The 23,765-nt window shown below is 68.2% G+C and carries 25 protein-coding genes; 11 read left to right on the top strand and 14 right to left on the bottom strand.

Annotated features, from left to right (window positions below):
* Positions 1-49 precede the first annotated feature (49 nt).
* The 7 genes from EV216_RS05560 to trpS form a co-directional block, all read right to left on the bottom strand.
* Positions 50-466: a GNAT family N-acetyltransferase gene (locus EV216_RS05560; RefSeq protein WP_132694074.1), complete on the bottom strand. Its 417-nt coding sequence runs from the start codon at positions 464-466 to the stop codon at positions 50-52.
* Positions 463-1,077 (bottom strand): tRNA (adenosine(37)-N6)-threonylcarbamoyltransferase complex dimerization subunit type 1 TsaB, encoded by a 615-nt coding sequence (tsaB, locus tag EV216_RS05555; protein WP_132694073.1) that lies wholly within the window; start codon positions 1,075-1,077, stop codon positions 463-465. Before tsaB ends, EV216_RS05560 begins: the two co-directional genes overlap by 4 nt.
* Positions 1,074-1,643, bottom strand: coding sequence for a NifU family protein (locus tag EV216_RS05550; RefSeq protein ID WP_132694072.1), 570 nt, complete (start codon positions 1,641-1,643; stop codon positions 1,074-1,076). The genes tsaB and EV216_RS05550 overlap by 4 nt, the downstream gene beginning before the upstream one ends.
* Before the next feature lie 77 nt (positions 1,644-1,720).
* Positions 1,721-2,176, bottom strand: coding sequence for a universal stress protein (locus EV216_RS05545; protein WP_132694071.1), 456 nt, complete (start codon positions 2,174-2,176; stop codon positions 1,721-1,723).
* Between the two features lie 149 nt (positions 2,177-2,325).
* On the bottom strand, positions 2,326-3,189 hold the full coding sequence (locus EV216_RS05540) for a branched-chain amino acid aminotransferase (RefSeq protein ID WP_132694070.1): 864 nt from the start codon (positions 3,187-3,189) through the stop codon (positions 2,326-2,328).
* A 290-nt stretch (positions 3,190-3,479) separates the two neighbouring features.
* Positions 3,480-3,863, bottom strand: a complete 384-nt coding sequence (locus EV216_RS05535; RefSeq protein ID WP_132694069.1) for a VOC family protein — start codon at positions 3,861-3,863, stop codon at positions 3,480-3,482.
* A gap of 202 nt (positions 3,864-4,065) precedes the next feature.
* Positions 4,066-5,091: a tryptophan--tRNA ligase gene (gene trpS / locus EV216_RS05530; protein WP_132694068.1), complete on the bottom strand. Its 1,026-nt coding sequence runs from the start codon at positions 5,089-5,091 to the stop codon at positions 4,066-4,068.
* Between the two features lie 79 nt (positions 5,092-5,170).
* Between trpS and EV216_RS05525 the strand changes: the two genes are divergently transcribed.
* Positions 5,171-5,857, top strand: a complete 687-nt coding sequence (locus EV216_RS05525; RefSeq protein WP_132694067.1) for a rhomboid family intramembrane serine protease — start codon at positions 5,171-5,173, stop codon at positions 5,855-5,857.
* Here the strand turns inward: EV216_RS05525 and murJ are convergent.
* From murJ to EV216_RS05510, 3 genes are read right to left on the bottom strand one after another with little or no spacing between them, the layout of a single operon-like run.
* Entirely contained in the window at positions 5,848-7,392 is a 1,545-nt protein-coding gene (gene murJ, locus EV216_RS05520) for a murein biosynthesis integral membrane protein MurJ (RefSeq protein WP_132694066.1), read from the bottom strand. The two genes, EV216_RS05525 and murJ, sit on opposite strands and share 10 nt — an antisense overlap.
* Positions 7,392-10,223 (bottom strand): [protein-PII] uridylyltransferase, encoded by a 2,832-nt coding sequence (locus EV216_RS05515; protein WP_132694065.1) that lies wholly within the window; start codon positions 10,221-10,223, stop codon positions 7,392-7,394. The genes murJ and EV216_RS05515 overlap by 1 nt, the downstream gene beginning before the upstream one ends.
* Positions 10,183-11,352: a penicillin-binding protein activator gene (locus EV216_RS05510; RefSeq protein ID WP_132694064.1), complete on the bottom strand. Its 1,170-nt coding sequence runs from the start codon at positions 11,350-11,352 to the stop codon at positions 10,183-10,185. The genes EV216_RS05515 and EV216_RS05510 overlap by 41 nt, the downstream gene beginning before the upstream one ends.
* 90 nt (positions 11,353-11,442) lie before the next feature.
* Here EV216_RS05510 and rsmI point away from each other — a divergent pair, with 90 nt between their 5' ends.
* The 3 genes from rsmI to gshB are packed head-to-tail and all read left to right on the top strand — an operon-like array spanning position 11,443 to position 13,653.
* Entirely contained in the window at positions 11,443-12,303 is an 861-nt protein-coding gene (rsmI, locus tag EV216_RS05505) for a 16S rRNA (cytidine(1402)-2'-O)-methyltransferase (RefSeq protein ID WP_132694063.1), read from the top strand.
* Positions 12,300-12,653: a YraN family protein gene (locus EV216_RS05500; RefSeq protein WP_132694062.1), complete on the top strand. Its 354-nt coding sequence runs from the start codon at positions 12,300-12,302 to the stop codon at positions 12,651-12,653. The genes rsmI and EV216_RS05500 overlap by 4 nt, the downstream gene beginning before the upstream one ends.
* 58 nt (positions 12,654-12,711) lie before the next feature.
* Complete coding sequence (gshB, locus tag EV216_RS05495) at positions 12,712-13,653, top strand: glutathione synthase (protein ID WP_132694061.1); 942 nt, start codon at positions 12,712-12,714, stop codon at positions 13,651-13,653.
* A 36-nt stretch (positions 13,654-13,689) separates the two neighbouring features.
* On the opposite strand, the gene EV216_RS05490 is transcribed toward gshB, so the two are convergent.
* Both EV216_RS05490 and EV216_RS05485 read right to left on the bottom strand, forming a co-directional pair.
* Positions 13,690-14,298, bottom strand: a complete 609-nt coding sequence (locus tag EV216_RS05490) for a hypothetical protein (protein WP_165899157.1) — start codon at positions 14,296-14,298, stop codon at positions 13,690-13,692.
* 46 nt (positions 14,299-14,344) lie between these two features.
* Positions 14,345-15,856: a YifB family Mg chelatase-like AAA ATPase gene (locus tag EV216_RS05485; protein ID WP_132694059.1), complete on the bottom strand. Its 1,512-nt coding sequence runs from the start codon at positions 15,854-15,856 to the stop codon at positions 14,345-14,347.
* A gap of 318 nt (positions 15,857-16,174) precedes the next feature.
* Here EV216_RS05485 and EV216_RS05480 point away from each other — a divergent pair, with 318 nt between their 5' ends.
* From EV216_RS05480 to EV216_RS05460, 5 genes are all read left to right on the top strand, one after another.
* Positions 16,175-17,053 carry an RNA polymerase factor sigma-32 gene (locus EV216_RS05480; protein ID WP_132694058.1) on the top strand — a complete coding sequence of 293 codons (879 nt, stop codon included), beginning with the start codon at positions 16,175-16,177 and terminating at the stop codon, positions 17,051-17,053.
* The gene (locus EV216_RS05475; protein WP_424511168.1) at positions 17,050-17,868 is read left to right on the top strand and encodes a ChaN family lipoprotein; all 819 of its coding nucleotides are present in this window, start codon (positions 17,050-17,052) and stop codon (positions 17,866-17,868) included. Before EV216_RS05480 ends, EV216_RS05475 begins: the two co-directional genes overlap by 4 nt.
* A 63-nt stretch (positions 17,869-17,931) precedes the next feature.
* Entirely contained in the window at positions 17,932-19,128 is a 1,197-nt protein-coding gene (coaBC, locus tag EV216_RS05470; RefSeq protein WP_132694057.1) for a bifunctional phosphopantothenoylcysteine decarboxylase/phosphopantothenate--cysteine ligase CoaBC, read from the top strand.
* On the top strand, positions 19,125-19,592 hold the full coding sequence (dut, locus tag EV216_RS05465) for a dUTP diphosphatase (protein WP_132694056.1): 468 nt from the start codon (positions 19,125-19,127) through the stop codon (positions 19,590-19,592). Before coaBC ends, dut begins: the two co-directional genes overlap by 4 nt.
* Positions 19,592-20,635, top strand: a complete 1,044-nt coding sequence (locus tag EV216_RS05460) for a HesA/MoeB/ThiF family protein (protein ID WP_132694055.1) — start codon at positions 19,592-19,594, stop codon at positions 20,633-20,635. Before dut ends, EV216_RS05460 begins: the two co-directional genes overlap by 1 nt.
* Before the next feature lie 43 nt (positions 20,636-20,678).
* Here EV216_RS05460 and EV216_RS05455 read toward each other — a convergent pair whose 3' ends face one another.
* Both EV216_RS05455 and EV216_RS05450 read right to left on the bottom strand, forming a co-directional pair.
* Positions 20,679-21,563, bottom strand: coding sequence for a cation diffusion facilitator family transporter (locus EV216_RS05455; protein ID WP_132694054.1), 885 nt, complete (start codon positions 21,561-21,563; stop codon positions 20,679-20,681).
* A gap of 61 nt (positions 21,564-21,624) precedes the next feature.
* Positions 21,625-22,143: an SH3 domain-containing protein gene (locus EV216_RS05450; protein ID WP_132694053.1), complete on the bottom strand. Its 519-nt coding sequence runs from the start codon at positions 22,141-22,143 to the stop codon at positions 21,625-21,627.
* 101 nt (positions 22,144-22,244) lie between these two features.
* Here EV216_RS05450 and EV216_RS05445 point away from each other — a divergent pair, with 101 nt between their 5' ends.
* Positions 22,245-23,231 (top strand): 2-hydroxyacid dehydrogenase, encoded by a 987-nt coding sequence (locus tag EV216_RS05445; protein WP_132694052.1) that lies wholly within the window; start codon positions 22,245-22,247, stop codon positions 23,229-23,231.
* A 7-nt stretch (positions 23,232-23,238) separates the two neighbouring features.
* Positions 23,239-23,664, top strand: coding sequence for a type II toxin-antitoxin system PemK/MazF family toxin (locus EV216_RS05440; protein WP_132694051.1), 426 nt, complete (start codon positions 23,239-23,241; stop codon positions 23,662-23,664).
* Positions 23,665-23,765 lie beyond the last annotated feature (101 nt).

Genomic DNA, 23,765 nt, shown 5'->3' with positions numbered 1-23,765 from the left:
GCCCTGATTTAGCGACGAGCCCCGACAGGGCGTCAACCGGTTTCTGGCCTCAACGCCCCAGCGCCCGGGTCAGGATCAGCGCGTCGATGCGGCTGCCATCGGGGGCGGTGCAATAGCCCGGCCTGCGGCCCGCCTCGGCATAGCCCGCCGCGTGATACAGGGCGCGCGCGGCCGCATTGTCCAGCGCGACCTCCAGAAAGGCATGGCTCGCCCCGCGCGCCAGCGCCTCGGCCTCGAAACGGGCGATCAGCCTGCGGCCAAGACCCCGGCGCCGGGCGTCGGGATGGACCGCAAGCGTCAGCAATTCCGCCTCGCCCGCGACGGCGCGGCCAAGGGCGAAGCCGTCGCCTAGCGTCACCAGAAAGACGCCGGGTCCGGCCAGCAGCGCCGCGAATTCGGCTGCCGACCAGGGGCGGGGATGGGTGAAGCACAGCGCATGCAGCGCCGCCAGCGCCTCGGGCGTCACGGCAGGATCACCGGCGGCGGATCGGCGGGCGGTGCGGCATCGGCAGGCCGAAGGTAAAGCGGCGCGGGCCGGGGCAGGTTCTGGCCCAGCCGTGCGGCGGCGATCCGCGCGATCCGGGGCGCGATCCCGTCGAAACCGCCCGGCCCGATCAGCCGCGCCCCCGGCGGCAGCGCATCCGCCATATCCTCGGGCGCGGCTTGGCGGGGCGGGGCCAGCGCCGTGCCATCGGCCAGCGGCTGAAGATAGACCGTCCCGCGCGGACCGGGCAGCGCCACCAGAACCGGCCCCGCCGCGCCTTCGGCCATCGCCTCGAAGCCCGAAACCCCGATCGCAGGCACCGAAAGCCCCAGCGCCAGCCCGCGTGCGGCAGCAACGGCAATACGGATGCCGGTGAAATTGCCCGGACCGATGCCGACCCCGATGCCGTCCAGCGCGTCCCAGACCAGCCCGGCCTCGGCCAGCACCCCTTGCAGAAGCGGCATCAACCGCTCGGCCTGCCCCCGCCCCATTTCCTCATGCCGTTCGACGACGATCCGGCCCGCACAGAGCAAAGCGGCCGCGCAATGCGCGGCCGATGTGTCGAAGGCCAGGACCGTGGGGGCGTCCATCACACCTCTTCGGTGACCGGGCGTACCTCGGTGACCTCGGGGATATAGTGGCGCAGCAGGTTCTCGATGCCCATCTTCAGCGTCAGCGTCGAGGACGGGCAGCCCGCACAGGCGCCCTGCATGTGCAGATAGACCACGCCCCGCTCGAAGCCGTGGAAGGTGATGTCCCCGCCATCCTGGGCCACCGCCGGACGCACGCGGGTATCGAGCAACTGCTTGATCTGGTTCACGATGTCGGCATCCGGCCCGTCATGGGCGGCATGCGCCTCCGCGGCCGCGCCGATGATCGCGGGCTGGCCCGACTGGACATGCTCCATGATCGCGCCAAGGATCGCGGGCTTGATGTGGTCCCACTCGACCCCGTCCTCCTTGGTCACGGTGACGAAATCCTGGCCCATGAACACCGCGCGCACGCCTGCCACCGCAAAGATGCGGCGCGCCAGCGGCGACCGGTCGGCTCCCTCGGCCCCGGGCGAGGGGAAATCGGCGGTGCCCGCTTCCAGCACCGCCTGTCCTGGTAGGAATTTCAGCGTCGCGGGGTTCGGGGTGGATTCGGTCTGGATGAACATGAGTCCGTTCCTCGGGTTTGATCGGGATATGCGCCCGGACAGGCGACTTGTCAAGTTTGGAACAATTCCAGAAAGTTTCAGCAGACCGCCTCGAGTCCCTCCTTGGACAGCCCGCCCGGAACGATGGTCATCGGCACCGGCAGCGTGCCGGAGCTTTTCGTCAGTTGCGTTACCAGGGGGCCCGGCCCCTTCTTGTCGGTGCCGGCGCCCAGCACCAGAATGCCGATCTCGGGATCGTCGCGGATCTGCGACAGGATCTCGGGCACCGGTTCGCCCTCGCGGATCACCAGTTCCGGGTCGACCCCCTGTCGGTCACGCATCCACTTGGCGAAGACCTCGAAATGCGCCTCGATCCGCTCGCGCGCCTCCTCGCGCATGATCTCGCCCACGCCGATCCAGTGATTGTATTCCTCGGGCGGAATGACCGACAGGATCTGCACGCCGCCCCCGGTCCGCGCCGCGCGCATCGCGGCAAAACGCATCGCGTTCAGGCATTCGCGGCTGTCATCGAGGATCACGAGGAACTTGCGCATTCGCGCCCTCCCTTTGGAACGCCGCCCAGAATGACCGAGCCGCACCGCGCTGGCAATCCCGCGCATCCGCACCCGCCCCGGCCCTGAAAGCGTCCGGATTTCTTCTTGGCCCAAATACCCCCGCGCCGGACGGGGGCGGGAGCGTCCCCTCAGCCGCCCGAATGCGCCCAGTCCCAGTAAAGCTCGCGCACCTTCTGGGTCATCAGCCCGGGCTGGTACTGCACGTCATCGAACGCCCTGACCGGCGTCACCTTCATCATGTTGCCCGACAGGAACACCTCGTCGGCCGCGCGTACATCGTCGAAACCCAGCACCGTCTCATGCACCGCGATCCCTGCCGCGCGCAGATTGGCGATATGCCGCGCCCGGGTGATGCCCGCCAGGAAGGTGCCGTTCGGGATCGGGGTGAAGACCTCGCCATCCTTCACGATGAACACGTTGGCCGTTGCGGTCTCGGCGACATTGCCCAGCGCGTCGGCCACCAGCGCATTGCCGAACCCCTTGGCACGCGCCTCGGCCAGCATCCGCGCATTGTTGGGATAAAGACAGCCCGCCTTGGCATTGACCACCGCACAGTCCAGCGTGGGTCGGCGAAACCGCGTCGTGGTCAGCGTCGTGGCGCTGCCCGGGGCCGCCATCGCGATTTCCTCCAGGCTGATCGCAAAGCCCGTCGCGCCCGGCTTCGGCACGATCCCCAGGAAATCGCCGTCAAGCGCCCAGTACATCGGCCGGATATAGACCGCGGCATCCTCCGGATAGGTCTTCAGCCCCTCCCAGATCAGGTCATGCATCTGCTGCGCACTGAGCGTCGGCGTGATCATCAGCGCCTCGGCCGAGCGGTTCACCCGCTCGCAATGCGCCATCAGGTCGGGGGCTATCCCCTCGAAATAGCGCGCACCGTCGAAAACGGTCGTGCCCAGCCAACTGCCATGATCGGCAGCGCGCATCACCGCCAGGTCGGAACGGTGCCAGCTGCCCTCGAAATAGGTGCGGATGTTGTTGCCGGTTGCCATGTCTGACCCCTTTCCTGGATCCGGGCGCACCCTAGACCCGGGGCGCAGGAGCGTCCAGACCACAAAGGAAGCGCCCCCGGCGGGGCGGTCGGGGGCGCTGGCGAGTCTGCCGAGCGAGGGCAACTCGCCTGAATTCCCGGGGCGGCAAGGGCGGATCGACTGTGCCGGACTTGGGGAATCACGACCCCGGGAACCGGCCGGGCGCGACCGGACGGATAGACTATTCGTCGATCATGAATCGGGATCATGTCGGAACGGAATCGGATGCGTGAAGTCCGTGCCGCGCGCCGCTACGCGTCGATCGCCGAACACAGCTCGACCAGATAGCCGTTCGGGTCGGTGACATAGGCGGTGGTCTGTCCCCAGGGCTCGTCGCGCGGCGCCTGCACCAGCCGCGCCCCGGCCGCCAATGCACGCTCGACCGCCCCGGCCACGTCCCCGGTCTCGAAGGCGATCTCGAAGACCGGGGCGGCAGGATCCGCCCGGCCGGGATGCTTGCCAAGCTCGGTCATCAGCCGCACCGAGGAAAAGGCCAGCTTCGTCTCCCCCGTCGCAAGCTCGCCATATTCGCCGCTTTCATGCAGGAAGCCCGTCGTCATCCCGAATGCGCGCCCGTAGAAATCCAGCGTCGCGGGCACGTCGGGTACAAAGAGGATCGTGTAGCGAAAGCGCATGGCTGGTCTCCCTGCCGGTCAGTGTGCCATGGCGACAGGCCAATGTCCCGTTCATTCGGCTTTCGCGATTTTCGCGCAGCGAGTTCCGCAAGCGCAAGGGGGCCGGGGCCGGGGGCGTCAGCCCCCGGCCCCGGCCCCCGGTCGCCTCGCGCAGCGAGGCGAAATGCGCCTGTCGGGCCATCGCCCGACCGTTCGATGGCGCTCAGCGCGCGCCAACCATCCCCACGATCTCGTAGGTCCGTCTCAGGATCGGCGCGGCGATCTCGTTCGCGCGCTCGGCCCCTGCGGCAAGGATGCGGTCGATCTCGGCCGGGTCCTGCATCAGCCGCCCCATCTCGGCGGTGATCGGCGCCAGCCGCGCCACCGCCAGATCGGCAAGCGAGGGCTTGAACGTCCCGAATTGCTGGCCGCCATGTTCCGCGATCACCTGCTCGGGCGTCAGTTCCGCAAGCGCGGCGTAGATGTTCACGAGGTTGCGCGCCTCGGGCCGACCCTCCAGCCCGTCCAGCGTCTCGGGCAGGGGCTCGGGGTCGGTCTTGGCCTTGCGGATCTTTTTCGAAATGGTGTCCGCATCGTCGGTCAGGTTGATGCGGCTCATGTCCGAGGGGTCGGATTTCGACATCTTCTTGGTACCGTCGCGCAAGGACATCACCCGCGTCGCCGCGCCCTCGATCACCGGCTCCGGCTGCGGGAAGAACTCCACCCCGAAATCGTTGTTGAACTTGGCCGCGATGTCGCGGGTCAGTTCCACATGCTGTTTCTGGTCCTCGCCCACCGGAACATGGGTCGCGTGATAGACAAGGATATCCGCCGCCATCAGCGCCGGATAGGCGAACAGGCCGAGCGACACGTTCTCGGAATTCTTGCCCGCCTTGTCCTTGAACTGGGTCATGCGCTGCATCCAGCCCAGCCGCGCGACGCAGTTGAAGATCCAGGCCAGTTGCGCATGGGCAGGCACCTGCGACTGGTTGAACAGGATCGAGCGGGCGGGGTCGATTCCGCTGGCGATGAAGCCCGCGGCCAGTTCGCGTGTGGCATGGGTCAGCTTGGCGGGATCCTGCCAGACGGTGATCGCGTGCATGTCGACGATGCAATAGACCGTCTCGATGCCGCCGCTTTCCTGGGTCTCGACAAAGCGCTTGAGCGCGCCGAGATAGTTGCCCAGCGTCAGCCCGCCCGAGGGCTGGATGCCGGAAAAGACGCGCGGTGTGTGGACCACCTCGGTCATGGGGTCATCTCCGTCTGGAATTTGTTGCCTCGCTCGCTTACCCATGCGGGGCAACACCGTCAACCGAGGCCCGTGCCGCATGTCCCCCGATCCGAACGCCCATCCGCTGAATCCGCTGCCCGCGGTGATCTGGCTTCTGGTTCTGCCGGTGATCGCGATGGAGGTGGTGCTGAGCCTTGGGGCGCGCGGCATCCTGGGCGGGCCGGGCGCGGTGGGCTGGCGGCTGGCGGCGTTTCAGGACTATGCCTTCTCGGGGCAGGTCTTCGACTGGATGCTGGCCGAGGGGCGCTATCCGCCGCAGCATCTGATGCGTTTCGTGACCTATCCCTTCGTGCATGGCGGCGTGACGCATGCGGTCTTCGTCGTCGTCTTCATCCTGGCGCTGGGCAAGATGGTGGCCGAGGTCTTCCGGCCCTGGGCGGTTCTGGCGGTGTTCTTCGGCTCGGCGATCATGGGGGCGGTGGCCTATGGCCTGTTGCTCAACGATCCCGCGCCGCTGGTGGGCGGGTTCCCGGCGGTCTACGGGCTGATCGGGGCCTTCACCTTCCTTCTGTGGGTGCGGCTGGCCGGGACGGGGACGAACCAGTATCGCGCCTTCTCGCTGATCGGCATCCTGCTGGCGATCCAGTTGGTCTTCGGCCTGCTGTTCGGGGGCAACAACGATTGGCTGGCCGATCTTGCGGGCTTCGCCACCGGCTTCCTGATGTCCTTTGTCGTCAGCCCGGGCGGCTGGGGCCGCGTCCGGGCGCGGATCCGTCACCGCTGACGGCGGAGCGCACGGCGGAACTCGGACAGGCGGAACGCGCCCAGAAGGTGGCCCGCGCCGAAATAGGCGAGCATCCCGACCCCCACCAGCCCGGCGAGTGCGGCATAGCGGATCCGGCCTGCCTCCAGCCAGGGCGCCAGCGCCCAGGCCGTCAGCAGAAGGACCGCGCCCATCAGCGCCGAGGCCGCGAGGATACGCCAGATCCGCGCGCGGAACCGGTCGTCCAGCGTCGCCGCCGCGCCATAGCGGCGCGAACCGCGCCACAGCAACGCGACCATCGCCCAGCCCGCCAGCGTGGTGCCCCAGGCCGCCGCGATATAGCCGATGAAGGGCGCAAACCCGATGGCAAGGCCCGCGTTCACGGCCAGCGCCCAGAGCGCATAGTAGAACGGCCGCCGCGTATCCTCGCGCGCGAAGAACAGCGGTTGCAACACCTTCTGCATCACGAAGGCAGGCAGTCCCGCGCCATAGACCGCCACCGCCAGCGCGGTGGCCGCGGTGTCGGACGCATCGAAGGCGCCGCGCTGGAACAGCACGCCGACAATCGCGCCGGGAATGACGGCCAGCGCCACGGCGGCCGGAACCGTCAGCGCCAGCGCCATCTCGCCCGCGCGGTTGAACGCGTCGCGTCCGCCATTGGTGTCCTCGGCCCGCAGCCGCCGCGACAGGTCCGGCAGCAGCACAACGCCGATGGCGATGCCGACAACGCCCAGCGGCAACTGGTACAGCCGGTCGGCATAGGACAGCCAGGCCACCGCCCCCTCGAAGAAGCTGGCGACCTGACGGCCGATCAGCAGGTTCACCTGCACCACGCCGCCCGCCAGCGCGGCAGGGGCGGCAATGATCGCCAGCCGCTTCAGTTCGGGCGTCATCCTGGGCAGTCGGATGGTCAGCCGGAACCCCGCGCGCGAGGCCGCGACCCAGACCAGCGCAAGCTGGGCGATCCCCGCGACCGGCACCGCCCAGGCCAGCGCATCCCCGATGGGCCAGCCCATGCGGGCAGCAACCACCATCGCCACGACGAAGAACAGGTTCAGCAGCACAGGCGCGGCGGCGGCGGCGACGAAGCGCCCCGTCGCGTTCAGCACGCCGGACAACAGCGCGGCCAGCGAGATGAACAGGATATAGGGAAAGGCGATCCGTCCGTAATCCACCGCAAGGTCGAACCGTTCGTCCGCGACAAAGCCCCCGGCCATCGCCAGCACCAGGAACGGCATCGCCACCTGCGCCAGCAGGGTAAAGACGATCAGGATCGTGGCCAGCCCGGTGAAGGCATCGCGCGCGAATCCCAGCGCGTCGTCGCCACCTTCGAGCTTTTTCGCGAACATCGGCACGAAGGCCATGTTGAACGCGCCCTCGGCAAAGAAGCGGCGGAACATGTTCGGCAGGGAAAAGGCGATCAGGAACGCCTCGGCCACCGGCCCCGCGCCCAGATAGGCCGCGATCAGGATGTCGCGCACGAAGCCCACGATGCGGCTGACAAAGGTCCACACGCCCACCGTGACGAAACCGCTGATCAGGCGGATCGGCTGCATCACCCGCCCGCCCGTTCCGCGCCCCGCTCGATCGCGGCGCGAAGCTTCTTCTCAAGCGATTCCTGCCGGGTGCGGGCATGGAGTTTCAGCCCGAAGCTGTCCTTGACATAGAAGTTGTCCACGACCTGCGCGCCATAGGTCGCGATCACGGCCGAGGCGATATACACATTGCTGTCGGCCAGCACGCGCGTCAGGTCATAAAGCAGGCCCGGCCGGTCGCGGGTATCGACCTCGATGATGGTGTAGATTTCCGATCCCTCGTTGTCGAAGGTGATCGAGGTCGGAAAGCGGAAGCCCTTTTCGCGCTTCTTCAGCTTGTCGCGGTCGGCAAGCTTTTCGCGCGGCCGGATCTCGCCCGCCAGCGTCTTGTCGATCATCTGGCGCAGGCGGGGCAGGCGCGCGCCCTCGTAGGGGGTGCCGTCGGAATCCTGCACCCAGAAGACGGCTGTCGCATAACCGTCCTTGGTGGTATAGGTGCGCGCGTCCACCACGTTCGCCCCGACCAGCGCCAGCGCGCCCGCCAGCCGCGAGAAGATGCCCGGATGGTCAGCCAGCGCGAAACAGACGCGGGTGGCGTCGTGGTCGGCATCCTCGGCCAGGTCGATGCGGATCTCGTCATCCCCCAGATCGCGCAACAGCCGGGCAAAGACCGCATGGGTGCCGCCGGGCAGGCCGGTCCAGTAGGGCGGGTAGTGGCGCGCGGTCTCGGCGCGCAGATCCTTCTTGTCCCAATCGGCCAGCGCCTCGCGCAGCGCGCGCTTGGCCTGATCCTCGCGAGTGCGGCGGTTGACGGCCTCCAGCCCCTTTTCCAGCGCGGTTGCCGTTTCGCGGTAAAGCTGGCGGATCAGTTGCGCCTTCCAGTTGTTCCAGGTGCCGGGGCCGACGCCGATGATGTCGCAGACCGTCAGCACCGTCAGCAGGTCCAGCCGCTTCTTGTTCTGCACCGCCTTGGCGAAGTCGCGCACCGTGCGCGGGTCGGACAGGTCGCGTTTCTGCGCCATGTCGGACATTAGCAGGTGATAGCGTACCAGCCATTCGACGGTTTCGCACTCGTCGGGTTTCAGCCCCAGCCGCGGCGCCACCTTGCGCGCGATCTGCGCGCCCAGCACCGAATGGTCCTCGGGCCGACCCTTGCCGATATCGTGCAGCAGGAGCGCGACGTAAAGCACCCGCCGGTTGACCCCCTCCTTGAGGATGCGGCTGGCGATGGGCAGTTCCTCGACCAGTTCGCCCCGCTCGATCCGGGCCAGCGTCGAGATGCACTGGATGATGTGTTCGTCCACCGTGTAGTGGTGATAGACGTTGAACTGCATCATCGCCACGATGGGCTCGAATTCCGGGATGAAGGCCGACAGCGCGCCCAGTTCGTTCATCCGCCGCAGTGCGCGCTCGGGATTGCCATGCTTCAGCATCAGGTCGAGAAAGATGCGCTGCGCCTCGGGATCGGCGCGCACGCTGTCGTCGATCAGCCGCAGGTTGGCCGCGACCAGCCGCATCGCGTCGGGGTGCAGCAACGTGCCCGCCTTCAGCGCCTCCTCGAAGATGCGCAGCAGGTTCACCTTGTCGGCCAGAAACGCCCTGGGGTCGGCCACGTTCATCCGGTTCTGCGCGATCTCGTAGCCCTCGGGCATCTTGCGACGACGCCGGAACAGCCCCATAAGCCGCGGTTCGCTTTTCACATGGGCGGCTTCCAGCTTGGTCAGGAAGATGCGCGTCAGGTCGCCCACCGTGGTCGCGTGGCGGAAGAAATCCTGCATGAAATGCTCGACCGCCCGGCGACCGCCATGGTCGGTATAGCCCATCCGCGCCGCCACATCGACCTGAAGGTCGAAGGTCAACTGATCCATCGCCCGGTCGGTGATCAGGTGCAGATGGCAGCGCACGGCCCACAGGAACCGCTCGGCGTTCAGGAAGCCCTTGAACTCCTCCTCGGTAAAGACGTCCAGCCTGACCAGATGCGAGGCGCGGTCCACGCGGTAGATGTATTTCGCGATCCAGTAGAGCGATTGCAGGTCGCGAAGCCCCCCCTTGCCCTCCTTGACATTGGGTTCGAGCACATAGCGCTGGCCGCCCTGCTTCTTGTGGCGGTCCGACCGCTCGGCCAGCTTGGCCTCGATGAAATCGGCCTCGGTGCCTTCGAAGAGATCGCGCCAGAGAGCATGGTTGAGATCCTGGTCGAGCGGCGCGTGCCCGGCGAGGAAGCGATTTTCCAGAAGCGCTGTGCGGATCGTGTAATCCTCGCGCCCGAGGCGCACGCAATCTTTCACCGTGCGCGAGGAATGGCCGACCTTCAGGTGCAGATCCCACAGCATGTAGAGCATCGATTCTATGACGCTCTCGGCCCAGGGGGTGATTTTCCAGGGCGTCAGGAACAACAGATCCACATCGGAATGGGCCGCCATCTCGCCGCGACCATAGCCCCCCACCGCAAAGACGGCCAACCGCTCGCCCTCGGTCGGGTTGGGCTTCGGGTGCAGGTGTTGCGATGCGATCTCCAGCGTCGCGCGCACCAGGCGGTCGGTCAGCCAGGTATAGGCGCGCACGGTCGGGCCAGCGTCGAACGGGCGCGTGACGAAGGCCTTGGCGATTGCGTCGCGCCCGTGGGTCCGCGCCTTGCGCAGATAGCCCACCATCCCGTCGCGCAGCGCCCGCGGGTCGCTTTCCCCGGCGCTCTGGCGCGCGAGTTCCGCAGCGAAAGCCGCGCGGTCGAAGATGGCATCTGCCGGACAGATCAGGCTGTCGGGCGCCAGATCCTCGGCAGGGGGGGGGGCGTTGTCTTGTGCGGCGCGGCTAGAGGCCGACGCCGGTGAAGCTTCTGGGGGCGGGGTCAATCACGATCACCTGGTTGTTCCGGATTTCGGCGATGGCCAGCCCACGCTCGTTGGTGCCGTCGGGGCGCAGGCGGAATACACCGTTCACCCCGGCAAAACCAGAGGATTGAGTCAGTGCCCGGACCGTCAGCGCGTCGGAACTGCCCTGACGCACCAGCGCGCCGATCGCGGCTATGCCGTCATAGGCCAGCCCCGCGGTGGGGTGTGGGGGTTCGCCATAGGCGGTCATGTAGCGCGCTTCGAAGCGGCGGGCCAGATCGGGGTCCGGCAAGGCGAACCAGCCGCCCTGCAACCCCGGCAGCGCCAGCGTCGAGGGCGGGATATCCCAACGGGTCAGGCCGATGAACTTGACGCTGGCCGGATCGACCCGGTTCTCGGGCAGAAGCTGCGCCAGCAGCGGCAGCGCGCCCGCGGTCGCCGCGGTAAAGAAGACCGCATCCGCGCCCGACCCGCGCGTGCGCGAGGCCAGATCCGGGATCGCCTGGACGACGCCGTTCTGCGACAGCTCATAGGTGCCGGTGCCAGCGACCCGCCCGCCACTGCGGGCCACCGCGCGCTCGATCGCCGAGCGGCCGGTCTGGCCCGCCAGATCGGGATCGTGGATCACCATGAAATTGCGCCGCCCCTGCGCGACGGCATGGCTGGCCAGCCGGTTCGCGCTGTTCTCGAATGTCGGTCCCAGCACGAAGACATTGCCCCCCGCGATCTGGGTATTGTTCGAGAAACTCAGCACGTTGATCCCGCGCGCCGCCGCGGCAACGCCCACCGCATTGGCGGATTCGGCATAGAGCGGGCCGAGGATGATCTTGGCGCCGTCCGCCACCGCCTTCTGCGCCGCCGCCGCCGCCTGGTCGGGTCTGCCCGCGGTGGCGTAGACGCGCAGGTCGATTTCGACCCCCTGCAGATCGGCAATGGCCAGCCGTGCGGCATTTTCCAGATTGCGCGCGATCACCTGATCGCCCGCCGAGGCCGAACCGCCCGGCACCAGAAGCGCCACGGGCACCGCCTGGCGGGTATTCACGCTGGGACCGGTGCCTGGGCCGGAAGTGGGCTGGCAGGCGGCAACCAGCAGAAGGGCCGCCATCATCAGGGCCAACCGCTTGCCTGCGGTGCGGAAAACAGCGAACATGGGCACTTCCTCGCGTCGTCCCTCGGGTCGGGGCGAGCCTATGCGGATCGGCCGCCCAAGTAAACGCCAGACAAAACCCAGAGGCCCGGCCTGGACATCCAGCACATATCCCTGCCCCCGGGCATCCATTTCGTCGCCACACCCATCGGTGCGGCGCGCGACATCACCTTGCGGGCGCTCGACATCCTGGCCTCGGCCGATGTGATCGCAGCCGAGGATACCCGCACCGCGCGCCACCTGATGCAGATCCACGGCATCGCGCTGGGCGACCGGCCGCTGATCGCCTATCACGACCATTCCGCGCCGGGCGTGCGTGACAAGCTGATCGCGATGGCCGCCGCCGGCAAGTCGGTCGCCTGCGTCAGCGAGGCAGGCACCCCGATGGTGGCAGATCCGGGTTATCCGCTGGCCCGCGACGCCATTGCGGCGGGCGTCCCGGTCCACACAGCGCCGGGGCCATCGGCGATGCTGGCGGCGCTGACGGTGGCGGGGCTGCCCAGCGACCGGGTACTGTTCGTGGGCTTTCCACCGTCCCAGGCCGCAGCGCGGCGCGCGCTTTTCGACGAGATCGGCGGGATTGCGGCGACACTGGTATTTTACGAATCGCCCCGGCGCGTTATAGGAACATTAGGGGAACTTTCGGATGCTCTGGGAGAGATGCGCCCGGCAGCGGTGTGCCGGGAACTGACCAAGCGCTTCGAGGAAGTGACGCGAGGCACGCTGGGTGAACTGGCCGCGGCCTTCGAGGGGCGCGAGGTCAAGGGCGAAATCGTGGTGGTCGTGGGCCGGGGCACGCGCGCGGCGGCGGCGCCCGAGGAGATGGAGGCGGCGTTGCGGGCGGCACTGGCGCGCGGATCGGTCAAGGATGCGGTCGCAGAGGTGGCGGCCGCGCTGGAATTGCCGCGCCGCGAAGTCTATCGTGCCGCGCTGAAGATCGAGGGCAAGGAATGAGCGGGACTGTCGGATTTCACGCGGGGCTTTCAGCCGAGGACAGCGTTGCCCGTGGTTACGAACGGCGCGGGCTGGCGATCGCCGCCCGCCGCTGGCGCGGCCGGGCGGGCGAGATCGACCTGATCGCCCGCGAAGGGGACGAGGTGATCTTTGTCGAGGTGAAGCAAAGCCGCAGCTTCGCCCGCGCCGCCGAGCGGATCACGCCCCGCCAGGCGGCGCGGATCATGGCTGCCGCGCAGGAATTCCTGGACGGCGAACCCCGCGGCCAGCTGACCGATATCCGGTTCGATGTGGCCCTGGTGGACGGCATGGGCCGGGTCGAGATCCTCGAGAACGCCTTCGCCGCCTGAGCGGCGTTGCAAAGCCCGGTCCGCTCGGCCATGAAGGGCCGAAACGGGGAGGGTATCCATGCCGCTCAAGGTCGCCATCCAGATGGACCCGATCGGGTCCATCGACATCGCCGCCGACACCACATTTCGGATTGCCGAAGAGGCGCAGGCGCGCGGGCACAGCCTGTTCTACTATACGCCCGACCGGCTTTACTGGAACGATGGCCGCGTGATGGCGCGCGGCTGGCCGCTGGAACTGCGCCGGGTGGTGGGCGACCATTATGCGCTGGGCGCCGAGCAGGAGGTCGATCTGGGCGCGTATGACGTGGTCTGGCTGCGTCAGGATCCGCCCTTCGACATGGGCTATATCACCACCACGCATCTGCTGGAACATCTGACGCCGAAGACGCTGGTGCTGAACGACCCGTTCTGGGTGCGCAACTTCCCCGAAAAGCTGCTGGTGCTGAAATTCCCCGCGCTGATCCCGCCCACGATCATCGCCCGCGACCTGGCCACCTTGCGCGCCTTCAAGGCCGAACATGGCGACATCATCCTGAAACCGCTTTACGGCAATGGCGGCGCAGGCGTGTTCCGGCTGGAGCATGGCGACCGCAACCTTGCCTCGCTGCACGAGCTGTTCACCGGCATGAGCCGCGAGCCGCTGATCGCGCAGAAATTCCTGCCCGCGGTCGAGAAGGGCGACAAGCGGGTGATCCTGGTCGACGGCGAGCCCATCGGCGCGATCAACCGCGTGCCCGCCGAGGGCGAGACGCGGTCGAACCTGCATGTCGGCGGCCGGGCCGAGCGGGCGGCGCTGTCGGCGCGCGATCTGGAGATCTGTGCCGCCATCGGGCCGACGCTGCGCGACCATGGCCAGATGTTCGTCGGCATCGACGTGATCGGCGACTGGCTCACCGAGATCAACGTCACCTCGCCCACCGGGCTGCAAGAGCTTGAGCGGTTCGACGAAAGGAACCTCGCCGCGGGGATCTGGGAGGCGATCGAGACAAAGCGCGGCTGAGGCTGCGAAGCCGGGCCGATCAGCGGCTCGCGGCCGTCAGGCGCGGTCTCTGGGCGTCCGCTGCATGGCGCGTTCGGTGAGCTCGGGATCGATCACGAAACACAGATTTGCAATCAGCGGCGCCATCGCCGAAATCCCGAAAATCAGCCAAGTCCAGGCGAGCGGTCCACCAGCCCGCGTTCCCTCGAGCGAAGAGGGGTTCGACAGAATCATCAGGATGCCACCTCCGATGACGAGGGTGACGAGCAGCAGCAGCGCGTGGCTGGAGAGTGACAGCCTCAGCCCGCTGGTTCCGAAGCGGACCAGCCGCACGCCTTCGCGTAACACCGTCACGAGGTAGAGGAGCAGCGAAAGGGCGATCTGGGCCAGGGTGGTCAGCGCATATTCGAACCATGCGCCCGCGTATCGAGCCAGCGCCGCCTCCTCTGCCGAGAGCCCCGCACCTCCGTCCGGCAGGAGCGCCGAATAGTCCAGAAACGACAGCGAGAAGAGCCGCATCACATAATTGGCGATGCAGAGCAGCAGGACGACTCCGATGAGTCTCCGCCAGCGGCGCGGTGGAATATCGTCTGTATGTTTAGGCATCCGGTCCGGCTTTCGAATGCCCCATCTCGCTGGACTGCGTTCTTGGAACCAATAAGCCATTTCCGGGACGATTGTTTGCAAAGGCGACGGCCGTGGTGCTCCCCAATTACGTCTCCCCCAACGACAGCCGGAAGCTGACCGCCTCGGCCACGTGGTTTCGGCCCACCGTGTCGGAGCCGTCGAGATCGGCGATGGTGCGGGCGACCCGCAGCACTCGGTGATAGCCGCGGGCCGACAGACCGAAGCGTTCGGCCACCTTCGCCAGCAGTTCCCGGCCTTCGTGGTCGGGGGTGGCGATTTCCTCGAGAAGGGCGCCCTCGGCCTCGGCGTTGACGCGGACGCTGGGATGGCCGTCGAACCGCGCGGTCTGCCGGCCGCGGGCGACGGCGACGCGGGCGGCGACCGCGGCCGAGCGTTCGCCGGTCGCCGGCAGGTCGAGATCGGCATAGGCGACTGGCGGCACCTCGACGCGCAGATCGAAGCGGTCCATCAGCGGCCCCGAGATACGGCCCAGATAATCCTCGCCGCATTGGGGCACGCGGGCGCAGGCGCGCGCGGGATCCGCCAGGTAGCCGCATTTGCAGGGATTGGCGGCCGCGACCAGCAGGAAGCGGCAGGGATAGCGCATATGGGCATTGGCCCGCGCCACCACCACCTCGCCGGTCTCGATCGGCTGGCGCAGGGTTTCCAGCACGGCGCGGGGAAATTCGGGGAACTCGTCCATGAACAGAACGCCGTTATGGGCCAGGCTGATCTCTCCCGGCTTGGCGCCGCGCCCGCCGCCGACGATGGCGGCCATCGACGCGGTGTGATGCGGCTCGCGGAACGGACGGTGGCGCGAGATGCCGCCCTCGTCCAGCAGCCCCGCAAGCGAATGGATCATCGAGGTTTCCAGCGCCTCGACCGGCGACAGCGGGGGCAGGATGCCGGGCATCCGCGCGGCCAGCATCGACTTGCCCGACCCGGGCGAGCCGACCATCAGCATGTGGTGCCGCCCGGCCGCGGCGATTTCCAGCGCGCGCTTTGCCCGTTCCTGTCCCTTGACGTCCGAAAGGTCGCGGAACTGGGCCGTTTCGACCACCTCGCCCGGCTCGGCCGGGGCCAGCGGCGCCTGGCCGGTGAAATGGCGCACCACCGCGGCCAGATCGGGCGCGGCCAGAACCTGCGTGCCGCCGACCCAGGCGGCCTCGGCGCCGCAGGCCTTCGGGCAAAGCAGCGCGCGGTCCTCCTCGGCGGCGGCCATCGCGGCGGGCAGCGCGCCCACGACCGGCACCAGCCGCCCGTCCAGCGACAGTTCGCCCAGCGCGACGCAGCCCTCGGCCGCGTCCCGCGGGATCACGTCCAGCGCGGCCAGCAGCGCCACCGCGATCGGCAGATCGAAATGCGAGCCTTCCTTGGGCAGGTCGGCGGGCGAGAGGTTCACGGTGATCCGTTTCGAGGGCAGCGCCACCCCCATCGCCACGAGCGCCGCGCGCAGCCGGTCGCGCGCCTCGCTCACCGCCTTGTCGGGCAGTCCGACGACCGAAAAGGCCGGCAGGCCGGGCGCGACCGCGCATTGAACCTCGACGACCCGGGCCTCGACGCCCTCGAAGGCCACGGTGAAGGCCCGCGACACCATTCTGTGCTCCCGCGCTCAGGAATGGTTAACGGCTACGCCCGCTTGGTTACCGAAGGGTTAACATCCACGGCCGCCTGAGAGAAATAACGTGGCCGACTTTCCCCGCGGCGGTTGCGCAATCCCTGCCCAGGTCTTGTGCGGCTGGACCGCCCGGGCTGGGTCTCACGCGATTGTGTGTGCGTGCATACACAATTTTTGCGTGTCAGCTTTGCCCATTCGCGATTGCCTGTGATCCAATCACCGACGAGCATCGTAAACAAAGCAAAAACAAGTTCTGGGAACCGGGAAACCGAAACATCAAGATCCGGGGGGTTACGGATGGCTCTGGATGGCTACGACTCGATGGCGTTGTCGCGTCAGGCAATGAAGGCGGAACTGCTGGATGCCGAGACCGAGTTGAAACTGGCCTATGCATGGCGCGACCATCGCGACGAGGCGGCGCTGCACCGGCTGATCACCGCCTATATGCGGCTGGCGATCTCGATGGCGTCCAAGTTCCGCCGCTACGGCGCGCCGATGAACGACCTCATCCAGGAGGCGGGATTGGGGCTGATGAAGGCCGCGGACAAGTTCGATCCCGACCGCGGCGTGCGCTTCTCGACCTATGCGGTCTGGTGGATCAAGGCGTCGATCCAGGATTACGTCATGCGCAACTGGTCGATGGTGCGCACCGGCTCGACCTCCAGCCAGAAATCGCTGTTCTTCAACATGCGCCGCGTTCAGGCGCGGCTGGAACGCGAGGCCAGTGCCCGGGGCGAGTTCCTCGACCGCCACCAGTTGCGCCAGATGATCGCGACCGAGGTGGGCGTGCCGCTCGCCGATGTCGAGATGATGGAGGGGCGGTTGTCGGGCTCGGACTTCTCTTTGAACGCGACGCAATCGAGTGACGAAGATGGGCGCGAGTGGATCGAGACGATCGAGGACGACGCGGCGCAGGCGGCCGACATCGTCGAGGCGGGACGCGACCGCGCGCAGCTGCGCGATTGGCTGGTCACCGCCCTGTCGGAATTGAACGAACGCGAGCGGTTCATCGTGCAGGAACGCAAGCTGCGCGATGAGCCGCGAACGCTGGAAAGCCTGGGCAACGAACTGGGCCTGTCCAAGGAGCGGGTGCGCCAGCTCGAAGCTGCCGCCTTCGGCAAGATGCGCAAGAGCCTTGAAGCGCAATCCACAGAGGTGCATCACTTCCTCTCGTGAGACAGCTTTTCCTTCCTGGCGCCCTGACCGCCCTTGCCATCGCCACCGCCGCCGGGGCCGGGGAAATCCCGCCGGAGGCGTTGGTGTCTTTGCCGTCCGCCGATGTGGTCATCCTGGGCGAGACCCATGACAATCCGTGGCACCACGCCAACCAGGCCGTGGCCGTGGCAGCAATTCAGCCTGCCGCGCTGGTCTTCGAGATGTTGACCTCCGAACAGGCCGCGCGCGTCGTTCCCGACCTGCGCGGCGATGCGGCGGCATTGGGGGCGGCGCTGGGTTGGGCCGAATCGGGCTGGCCCGATTTCGCGATGTATCACCCGATCTTCACCGCCGCCCCCGAGGCCGCCATTTATGGTGCCGCGCTTCCCCGCGACGAGGTGCGCCGCGCGGTCGGCGAAGGCGCGGCGCCGGTCTTTGGCGACGAGGCCTCGGCCTATGGCCTGGCCGAGCCCCTGCCCGCGGACGAGCAGGCCATCCGCGAGGCCGGGCAGATGGAGGCCCATTGCAACGCCATGCCCGCCGAGATGATGGGCGGCATGGTCGAGGCGCAGCGCCTGCGCGATGCCGCTTTGGCCCGGGCCACGCAACAGGCGCTGTCCGAGACCGGCGGCCCGGTCGCGATCATCACCGGCAACGGCCATGCGCGCAGCGATTGGGGCATGGGCCGGGCGCTGGCCCGTGTGGCCCCCGAAGCCCATGTGATCGCCATCGGCCAGTTCGAATCCCCGCCCGCAGAGGCCCCGCCCTTCGACCTGTGGCTGGTCACCCCGCCGGCCGAGCGGCCCGACCCCTGCGCCGTGTTCCGCAGCGAGTAAGCTTGTCTCGGCCCGGGGTGCGGCCTAGACATTCGGGCAGGCGCGAAACCGGGGTCGGGGTCCATGCTGGCGGACAAACGCATTCTTCTGATCGTCTCGGGCGGGATCGCCGCCTACAAGGTGCTGGATCTGGTCCGCCGCTTGCGCGAGCGCGGCATCGCGGTCAGCCCGGTGATGACGCGGGCGGCGGCCGAGTTCGTCACCCCCCTGTCGCTGTCGGCGTTGGCGGGCGAAAAGGTCTACCGCGAGCTGTTCGACCTGACCGACGAGGCCGAGATGGGGCATATCCAGCTTTCGCGCTCGGCCGATCTGGTGGTGGTGGCACCTGCCACCGCGGATCTGATGGCGAAGATGGCGGGCGGGCATGCGGACGACCTTGCGTCCACGCTCTTGCTGGCCACCGATACGCCGGTTCTGGTCGCGCCCGCGATGAACGTGCGGATGTGGCAGCACCCGGCCACCCGGCGCAATGTGGAAACGCTGCGCAGCGATGGCGTGCTCCTTGTCGGGCCGAACGAGGGCGACATGGCCTGCGGCGAATACGGCCCGGGCCGGATGGCCGAGGTGCCCGAGATCATGGCCGCCATCGAGGCCGCGCTGGCCGATGGGCCGCTCAGGGGGCGGCGCATCGTCGTGACCTCGGGGCCGACGCATGAGCCGATCGACCCGGTGCGCTACATCGCCAACCGATCGTCCGGCGCGCAGGGGACGGCGCTGGCGCGCGCGCTTGCGGGGCTGGGGGCCGAGGTGGTGTTCGTCACCGGCCCGGCATCCGTGCCGCCCCCCGCGGGGGTGGAGGTGATCCGCGTCGAGACAGCGGCCGAGATGCTGGCCGCCGTTCAGGCCGCGCTGCCCGCCGATGCGGCGGTCTTCGCCGCTGCCGTGGCCGACTGGCGGGTGGCGAACGCGGCCCCGCAGAAGATGAAGAAGGACGGATCGGGCCGCCCGCCCGCGCTGGAATTCTCGGAAAACCCTGACATCCTGGCCAATGTCGCGGGCATGGGGCAGGGGCGGCCGCGGCTTGTCGTGGGCTTCGCCGCCGAAACCCATGATGTCGAGGCCCATGCCCGCGCCAAGCGCGCGCGCAAGGGCTGCGACTGGATCGTGGCCAACGATGTTTCCCCCGCCACGGGCATCATGGGAGGCGCCGAGAACGAGGTGACGCTGATCACGCCCGAGGGCGCCGAGACTTGGCCGCGGCTGGCCAAGGACGAGGTTGCCCAGCGTCTCGCGCAGCGGATCGCCGAGGCGCTGGCATGATTCCCACCCTGCGCATCCTGTGGGAGGACTGGGCCGACCGCGACCTGCCCTTGCCTTCCTACGAGACCGCGGGCGCGGCCGGCGCCGATATCCGCGCCAACCTGCCGCCCGACATCCGGGCCGCGGGCTTCACCCTGCACCCGATGGAACGCCGGATCGCGCCCACCGGCTTTCGCATGGCCTTTCCGCCGGGGTTCGAGGTGCAGATCCGCCCGCGCTCCGGCCTTGCGCTGAAGCACGGGATCACGCTGCCGAACACGCCCGGCACCATCGACAGCGATTATCGCGGGCCGCTGGGCGTGCTGCTGGTGAACCTCGGCGATGCGCCCTACACGATCCATCATGGTGACCGGATCGCGCAGATGATCGTGGCCCCCGTGGTGCAGGCCGCGTTCGCGGTGGTCACCGATCTGGACGGGACCGCGCGGGGCGAGGGCGGCTTCGGCTCGACGGGGCGGGGCTGATGGGGCTGGTCCTCGGGCTGGCGGCGGTGCTCTGGGGGCTGGGCGCGCTGATGAAGGTCTCGACCCGGGCGCGCTGGGGGATGATCGCGGCGCTTTATGTGGGCGTGCTGGCGGTGCAGGTGGCGATGCCCCCCGCGCATCCGCTGCGCGCGGCGCTGGGCGGCACGCCGCAGGGCTGGGCCGCGCTGGGCGTGGCGGTGGCGGTGGTGCTGGCCTATCGCGCGGGGCTTGGCGCGCTGCGCCGCAGGGCGCGGCGGCCCGCGCCCGAGCCGAGCCAGCCGGGGACGTTCCGCCCCGCCGAACTGGACCGCTATGCCCGCCATATCGTGTTGCGCGAGATCGGCGGGCCGGGGCAGAAGCGGCTGAAACAGGCGCGCGTTCTGGTGATCGGGGCAGGGGGGCTGGGCTCGCCCGCGCTGCTGTATCTGGGCGCGGCGGGGGTGGGCAATCTGGGGGTGATCGACGACGACATCGTGTCGAACTCGAACCTTCAGCGGCAGGTGATCCATACCGATGCCCGGATCGGGATGCCCAAGGTCTTTTCCGCCGCCGAGGCGATCGCCGCGCAGAACCCCTTTGTCACGCTGCGGCCCTATAACCGGCGGCTGGACGAGCAGACGGCCCGGGCGCTGTTTGCCGAACATGACCTGATCCTTGACGGGTCGGACAATTTCGAGACGCGCTATCTGGTGAACCGTGTCGCGGCAGAACTGGGCAAGCCGCTGGTCGCCGCGGCGATGAGCCAGTGGGAGGGCCAGATCAGCCTCTATGACCCGGCCCGCGGCACGCCCTGCTATGCCTGCGTCTTCCCGCAGGCGCCCGCGCCGGGGCTGGCGCCTTCGTGCGCCGAGGCGGGGGTTCTGGGGCCCTTGCCGGGCGTGATGGGGGCGATGATGGCGCTGGAGGCGGTCAAGGCGCTGACCGGGGCGGGCGAGGGGCTGCGCGGGCGGATGCTGATCTATGACGCGCTTCAGGGCGAGACGCGGATCATCGCGTTGAAGCGGCGACCGGGCTGCGCGGTCTGCGGCGGCGGGTCCGCCTGACGGCGGATGCCTCCGGCGGGGATATTTCCGGCCAGAAGAAGGCTCAGGGCGCGGTTTTCCGGGCCGGGTCGAAATGGATGATGATATCGGTGCCGGGAAACTCGGCGAGGATGGCGTGTTTCAGGGCGGCGCCTATCGAATGGGCGGCGTTCAGGCTCTGGTCGCCATCGAGTTCCAGATGCAGGTTCACGAAAAGCCGCGAGCCCGCGCGGCGGGTCTTGAGATCGTGAAATCCGTGCACGCCGGGCTGGGTGCGGGCCAGATTCTCGATCCTGGCGATCACCTGCGGATCGGCGGCGCGGTCCATCAGCGCGTCCCATGCCCCCTTGCCGATGCCCAGCGCGCCCACGGCCAGCATGGCGGCGGCGGCCAGCGCGATGGCCGCATCCAGGCGCACGAATCCGAACTGGGCCGAGGCCCAGAGCGCGAGGATCGCCCCGATATTGGGCAGAAGATCCCCCAGGTAATGCAGCGAGTCGGCCTTGACCACCCGGTTGCCGGTGCGCGCGGCGACCCGGCGCTGCCAGAGCACCAGCGCCAGCGTCAGCACGATCGAGACGACCATCGCGACGATGCCCCGGGTTTCCGAACTCAGCGGCACCGGCACGGGCGCGATCAGGCGGCCGATGGCGGCGAAGGCGATCACACCGGCCGAGGCGAGGATGAACACCGCCTGGCCAAGGGCGGCCAGATCCTCGGCCGAGGAATGGCCGAAGGCGTGGTCCTCGTCGGGCGGGCGCGCGGCATAGAGGATCGCGGCCAGTGCGCCCAGCGACATCATCAGGTCCAGCGCGCTGTCCGCGAGCGAGGCCGCGACCGAGAGCGACTGCGTCGCCCCCAGCGCCCAGAGCTTGATCGCGACAAGCGCAAGCGCCGTGATCACCGAGGCGATCCCGGCGGACAGGTTCAGGCGGGCAGCGGTCGGCATCGGCGGAGTCCGTGGCGCGGGTTCAGGTTCCGTTAGCAAGCTTGCCCCCGGGGCCGCAAGCCTAGTCGCGGATCTCGTCCGTCTCGACGCCCCAGAGCGTGCCCTTGGGCACCCAGCCCGACCGGCCCTCGGCCGAGATCCGGCACCAGTCGGGTCGGCAGGCGCCCAGCCGCGCGATCACGCCGCGTTCGGCCTGGGCCAGCACCGGGGCGTCCGTCTGCGGGGTCCGGCGCATCGGGACCATGTCCTCGTCGACCAGAACGGTGCGCACGCCCGACAACAGCGAATAATGCATCCAGCCGCCCGCCCCGTCGCGGTCCTGCACCCGGCGCCAATGGCCGTATTCGGCGGTGATCTGCAACGGCATGCCGCGGCGTTTATAGACCCAGTCGACCCGGTGACTGAGGCTGGGCCCGCGCCGGACATTGCTTTCGCCGGCCTTGAGCGAGACATAGCGCGGCAGCGGCAGATTGGTGACCGGCCCGCGTTCGGCGGCCTGAACGGGGGCCGCAAGAGCCATCATGCAAACCAATAGAACGAGGGCCGATCCCGCGATCCGCCCGATTGCGCGCTGCGCCATGTCTGTCCTGTCCGTTCCTGCCCCGGGGTCTTGTGCCGCGCCCCGAACTCCGACAGTTTGCCACTGACGCCGCGGATTGGAAAGCAGGAGGAAGCCCCGGGATGCCCGCTCAGCGCCTGAGTGTTGTCGTGACGCGACGCCTGCCCGCGCCGGTCGAGACCCGGATGAAGGAATTGTTCGACGTCGCGTTGAACGATACCGACGCCAGGATGTCCCGTGACGACCTGGTCGAGGCGATGCGACGCGCCGATGTGCTGGTGCCCTGCGTGACCGACCGGATCGACCAGGCGATGCTGGCCGCAGCGGGTGACCGGCTGAAGCTGATCGCGAATTACGGTGCGGGGATCGACCATCTGGACATCCAGACCGCGCGGCAGCGGGGTATTCTCGTCTCGAACACGCCCGATGTGGTCACCGAGGATACCGCCGACATGACCATCGCGCTGATGCTGGCGGTCGCCCGGCGCATCCCCGAGGGGCTGGCGGTGATGCAGGCGGGCGCCTGGCGCGGCTGGGCGCCCACGGCCTTCATGGGGGGGCGGATCGGCGGACGGCGGCTGGGAATCCTGGGGATGGGCCGGATCGGGCAGGCAGTGGCGCGACGCGCGCGCGCCTTCGGGATGCAGATCCACTATCACAACCGCAAGCGGCTGCGCACCGAGATCGAGGAGGATCTGGAAGCAACCTGGTGGGACAGCCTCGACCAGATGGTGAGCCGCGTCGACGTGCTGTCGATCAACTGCCCGCACACGCCCTCGACCTTTCATCTGCTGAATGCGCGGCGGCTCAAGCTGATGAAGAAGGACGCGGTGATTGTGAACACCTCGCGCGGCGAGGTGATCGACGAGAACGCGCTGACGCGGATGCTGCGCACGGGCGATCTGGGCGGCGCCGGGCTGGATGTCTTCGAACATGGCCACGAGATCAACCCGCGCCTGCGCGAGTTGCCGAATGTCGTGCTGCTGCCGCATATGGGATCGGCGACGGTCGAGGGGCGGATCGAGATGGGCGAGAAGGTCATCATCAACATCAGGACCTTCGCCGACGGCCACCGCCCGCCCGATCTGGTCCTGTCCTCGATGTTCTGACAGGCGGATGGCTTTGATCTATCATCCGGCTCCGGGTTCGCTGGTCCGGGTCGCGTTCGAGCCGGGATTCCGAGAGCCCGAGATGGTCAAGCGCCGCCTCTGCGTTGTCCTCTCCCCGGCTATCGTGGCCAGGGGCAAGGTTCTCACGGTTGTTGCCCTCAGCACCACAGCCCCGGCAAGGCGCATGCCTTACCATTGCGAGATCGAAATTCCTTTCGATCTGCCTGAGGGTTGGTCAAATCGAGCATGGGTGAAGGGCGATATGGTGAATGCGGTCGGATTTCATCGGACCGATCTTTTGCACCTGGGCAAGGATGCCTTGGGCAAGCGTCGTTACCAGGTGGAAGTCCTTCCGGCCGCGACGTTCCGCTCCGTGCGTCAATGCGTGCTTCACGGAATGGGGCTATCGCGTTTGACAAACCTCCTGGACTGACCCATCTTTTCTTGGTGGCGGCTCTGCGACAGCATCCGCATTAAGTCCCGCAAGGGCCACTGGCCGTCTGGCGAAAGCAAGCTCCGGTCAGTGCTGGCAGC

This window comes from Rhodovulum steppense (genome assembly GCF_004339675.1).
Lineage (GTDB): Bacteria > Pseudomonadota > Alphaproteobacteria > Rhodobacterales > Rhodobacteraceae > Rhodovulum > Rhodovulum steppense.
The sequence above is the reverse complement of the archived record's forward strand: the minus strand, read 5'-3'. Positions and strand labels throughout refer to the sequence as shown.

Excerpts from the sequence above, each read along its gene's own strand:
- EV216_RS05550 (WP_132694072.1), bottom strand. The coding sequence starts at position 1,643 with ATGTTCATCCAGACCGAATCCACCCCGAACCCCGCGACGCTGAAATTC.
- EV216_RS05545 (WP_132694071.1), bottom strand. The coding sequence starts at position 2,176 with ATGCGCAAGTTCCTCGTGATCCTCGATGACAGCCGCGAATGCCTGAAC.
- EV216_RS05540 (WP_132694070.1), bottom strand. The coding sequence starts at position 3,189 with ATGGCAACCGGCAACAACATCCGCACCTATTTCGAGGGCAGCTGGCAC.
- EV216_RS05535 (WP_132694069.1), bottom strand. The coding sequence starts at position 3,863 with ATGCGCTTTCGCTACACGATCCTCTTTGTACCCGACGTGCCCGCGACG.
- trpS (WP_132694068.1), bottom strand. The coding sequence starts at position 5,091 with ATGACCGAGGTGGTCCACACACCGCGCGTCTTTTCCGGCATCCAGCCC.
- EV216_RS05525 (WP_132694067.1), top strand. The coding sequence starts at position 5,171 with ATGTCCCCCGATCCGAACGCCCATCCGCTGAATCCGCTGCCCGCGGTG.
- murJ (WP_132694066.1), bottom strand. The coding sequence starts at position 7,392 with ATGCAGCCGATCCGCCTGATCAGCGGTTTCGTCACGGTGGGCGTGTGG.
- EV216_RS05510 (WP_132694064.1), bottom strand. The coding sequence starts at position 11,352 with ATGTTCGCTGTTTTCCGCACCGCAGGCAAGCGGTTGGCCCTGATGATG.
- EV216_RS05500 (WP_132694062.1), top strand. The coding sequence starts at position 12,300 with ATGAGCGGGACTGTCGGATTTCACGCGGGGCTTTCAGCCGAGGACAGC.
- gshB (WP_132694061.1), top strand. The coding sequence starts at position 12,712 with ATGCCGCTCAAGGTCGCCATCCAGATGGACCCGATCGGGTCCATCGAC.
- EV216_RS05490 (WP_165899157.1), bottom strand. The coding sequence starts at position 14,298 with ATGGCTTATTGGTTCCAAGAACGCAGTCCAGCGAGATGGGGCATTCGA.
- EV216_RS05485 (WP_132694059.1), bottom strand. The coding sequence starts at position 15,856 with ATGGTGTCGCGGGCCTTCACCGTGGCCTTCGAGGGCGTCGAGGCCCGG.
- EV216_RS05480 (WP_132694058.1), top strand. The coding sequence starts at position 16,175 with ATGGCTCTGGATGGCTACGACTCGATGGCGTTGTCGCGTCAGGCAATG.
- coaBC (WP_132694057.1), top strand. The coding sequence starts at position 17,932 with ATGCTGGCGGACAAACGCATTCTTCTGATCGTCTCGGGCGGGATCGCC.
- dut (WP_132694056.1), top strand. The coding sequence starts at position 19,125 with ATGATTCCCACCCTGCGCATCCTGTGGGAGGACTGGGCCGACCGCGAC.
- EV216_RS05460 (WP_132694055.1), top strand. The coding sequence starts at position 19,592 with ATGGGGCTGGTCCTCGGGCTGGCGGCGGTGCTCTGGGGGCTGGGCGCG.
- EV216_RS05455 (WP_132694054.1), bottom strand. The coding sequence starts at position 21,563 with ATGCCGACCGCTGCCCGCCTGAACCTGTCCGCCGGGATCGCCTCGGTG.
- EV216_RS05450 (WP_132694053.1), bottom strand. The coding sequence starts at position 22,143 with ATGGCGCAGCGCGCAATCGGGCGGATCGCGGGATCGGCCCTCGTTCTA.
- EV216_RS05445 (WP_132694052.1), top strand. The coding sequence starts at position 22,245 with ATGCCCGCTCAGCGCCTGAGTGTTGTCGTGACGCGACGCCTGCCCGCG.
- EV216_RS05440 (WP_132694051.1), top strand. The coding sequence starts at position 23,239 with ATGGCTTTGATCTATCATCCGGCTCCGGGTTCGCTGGTCCGGGTCGCG.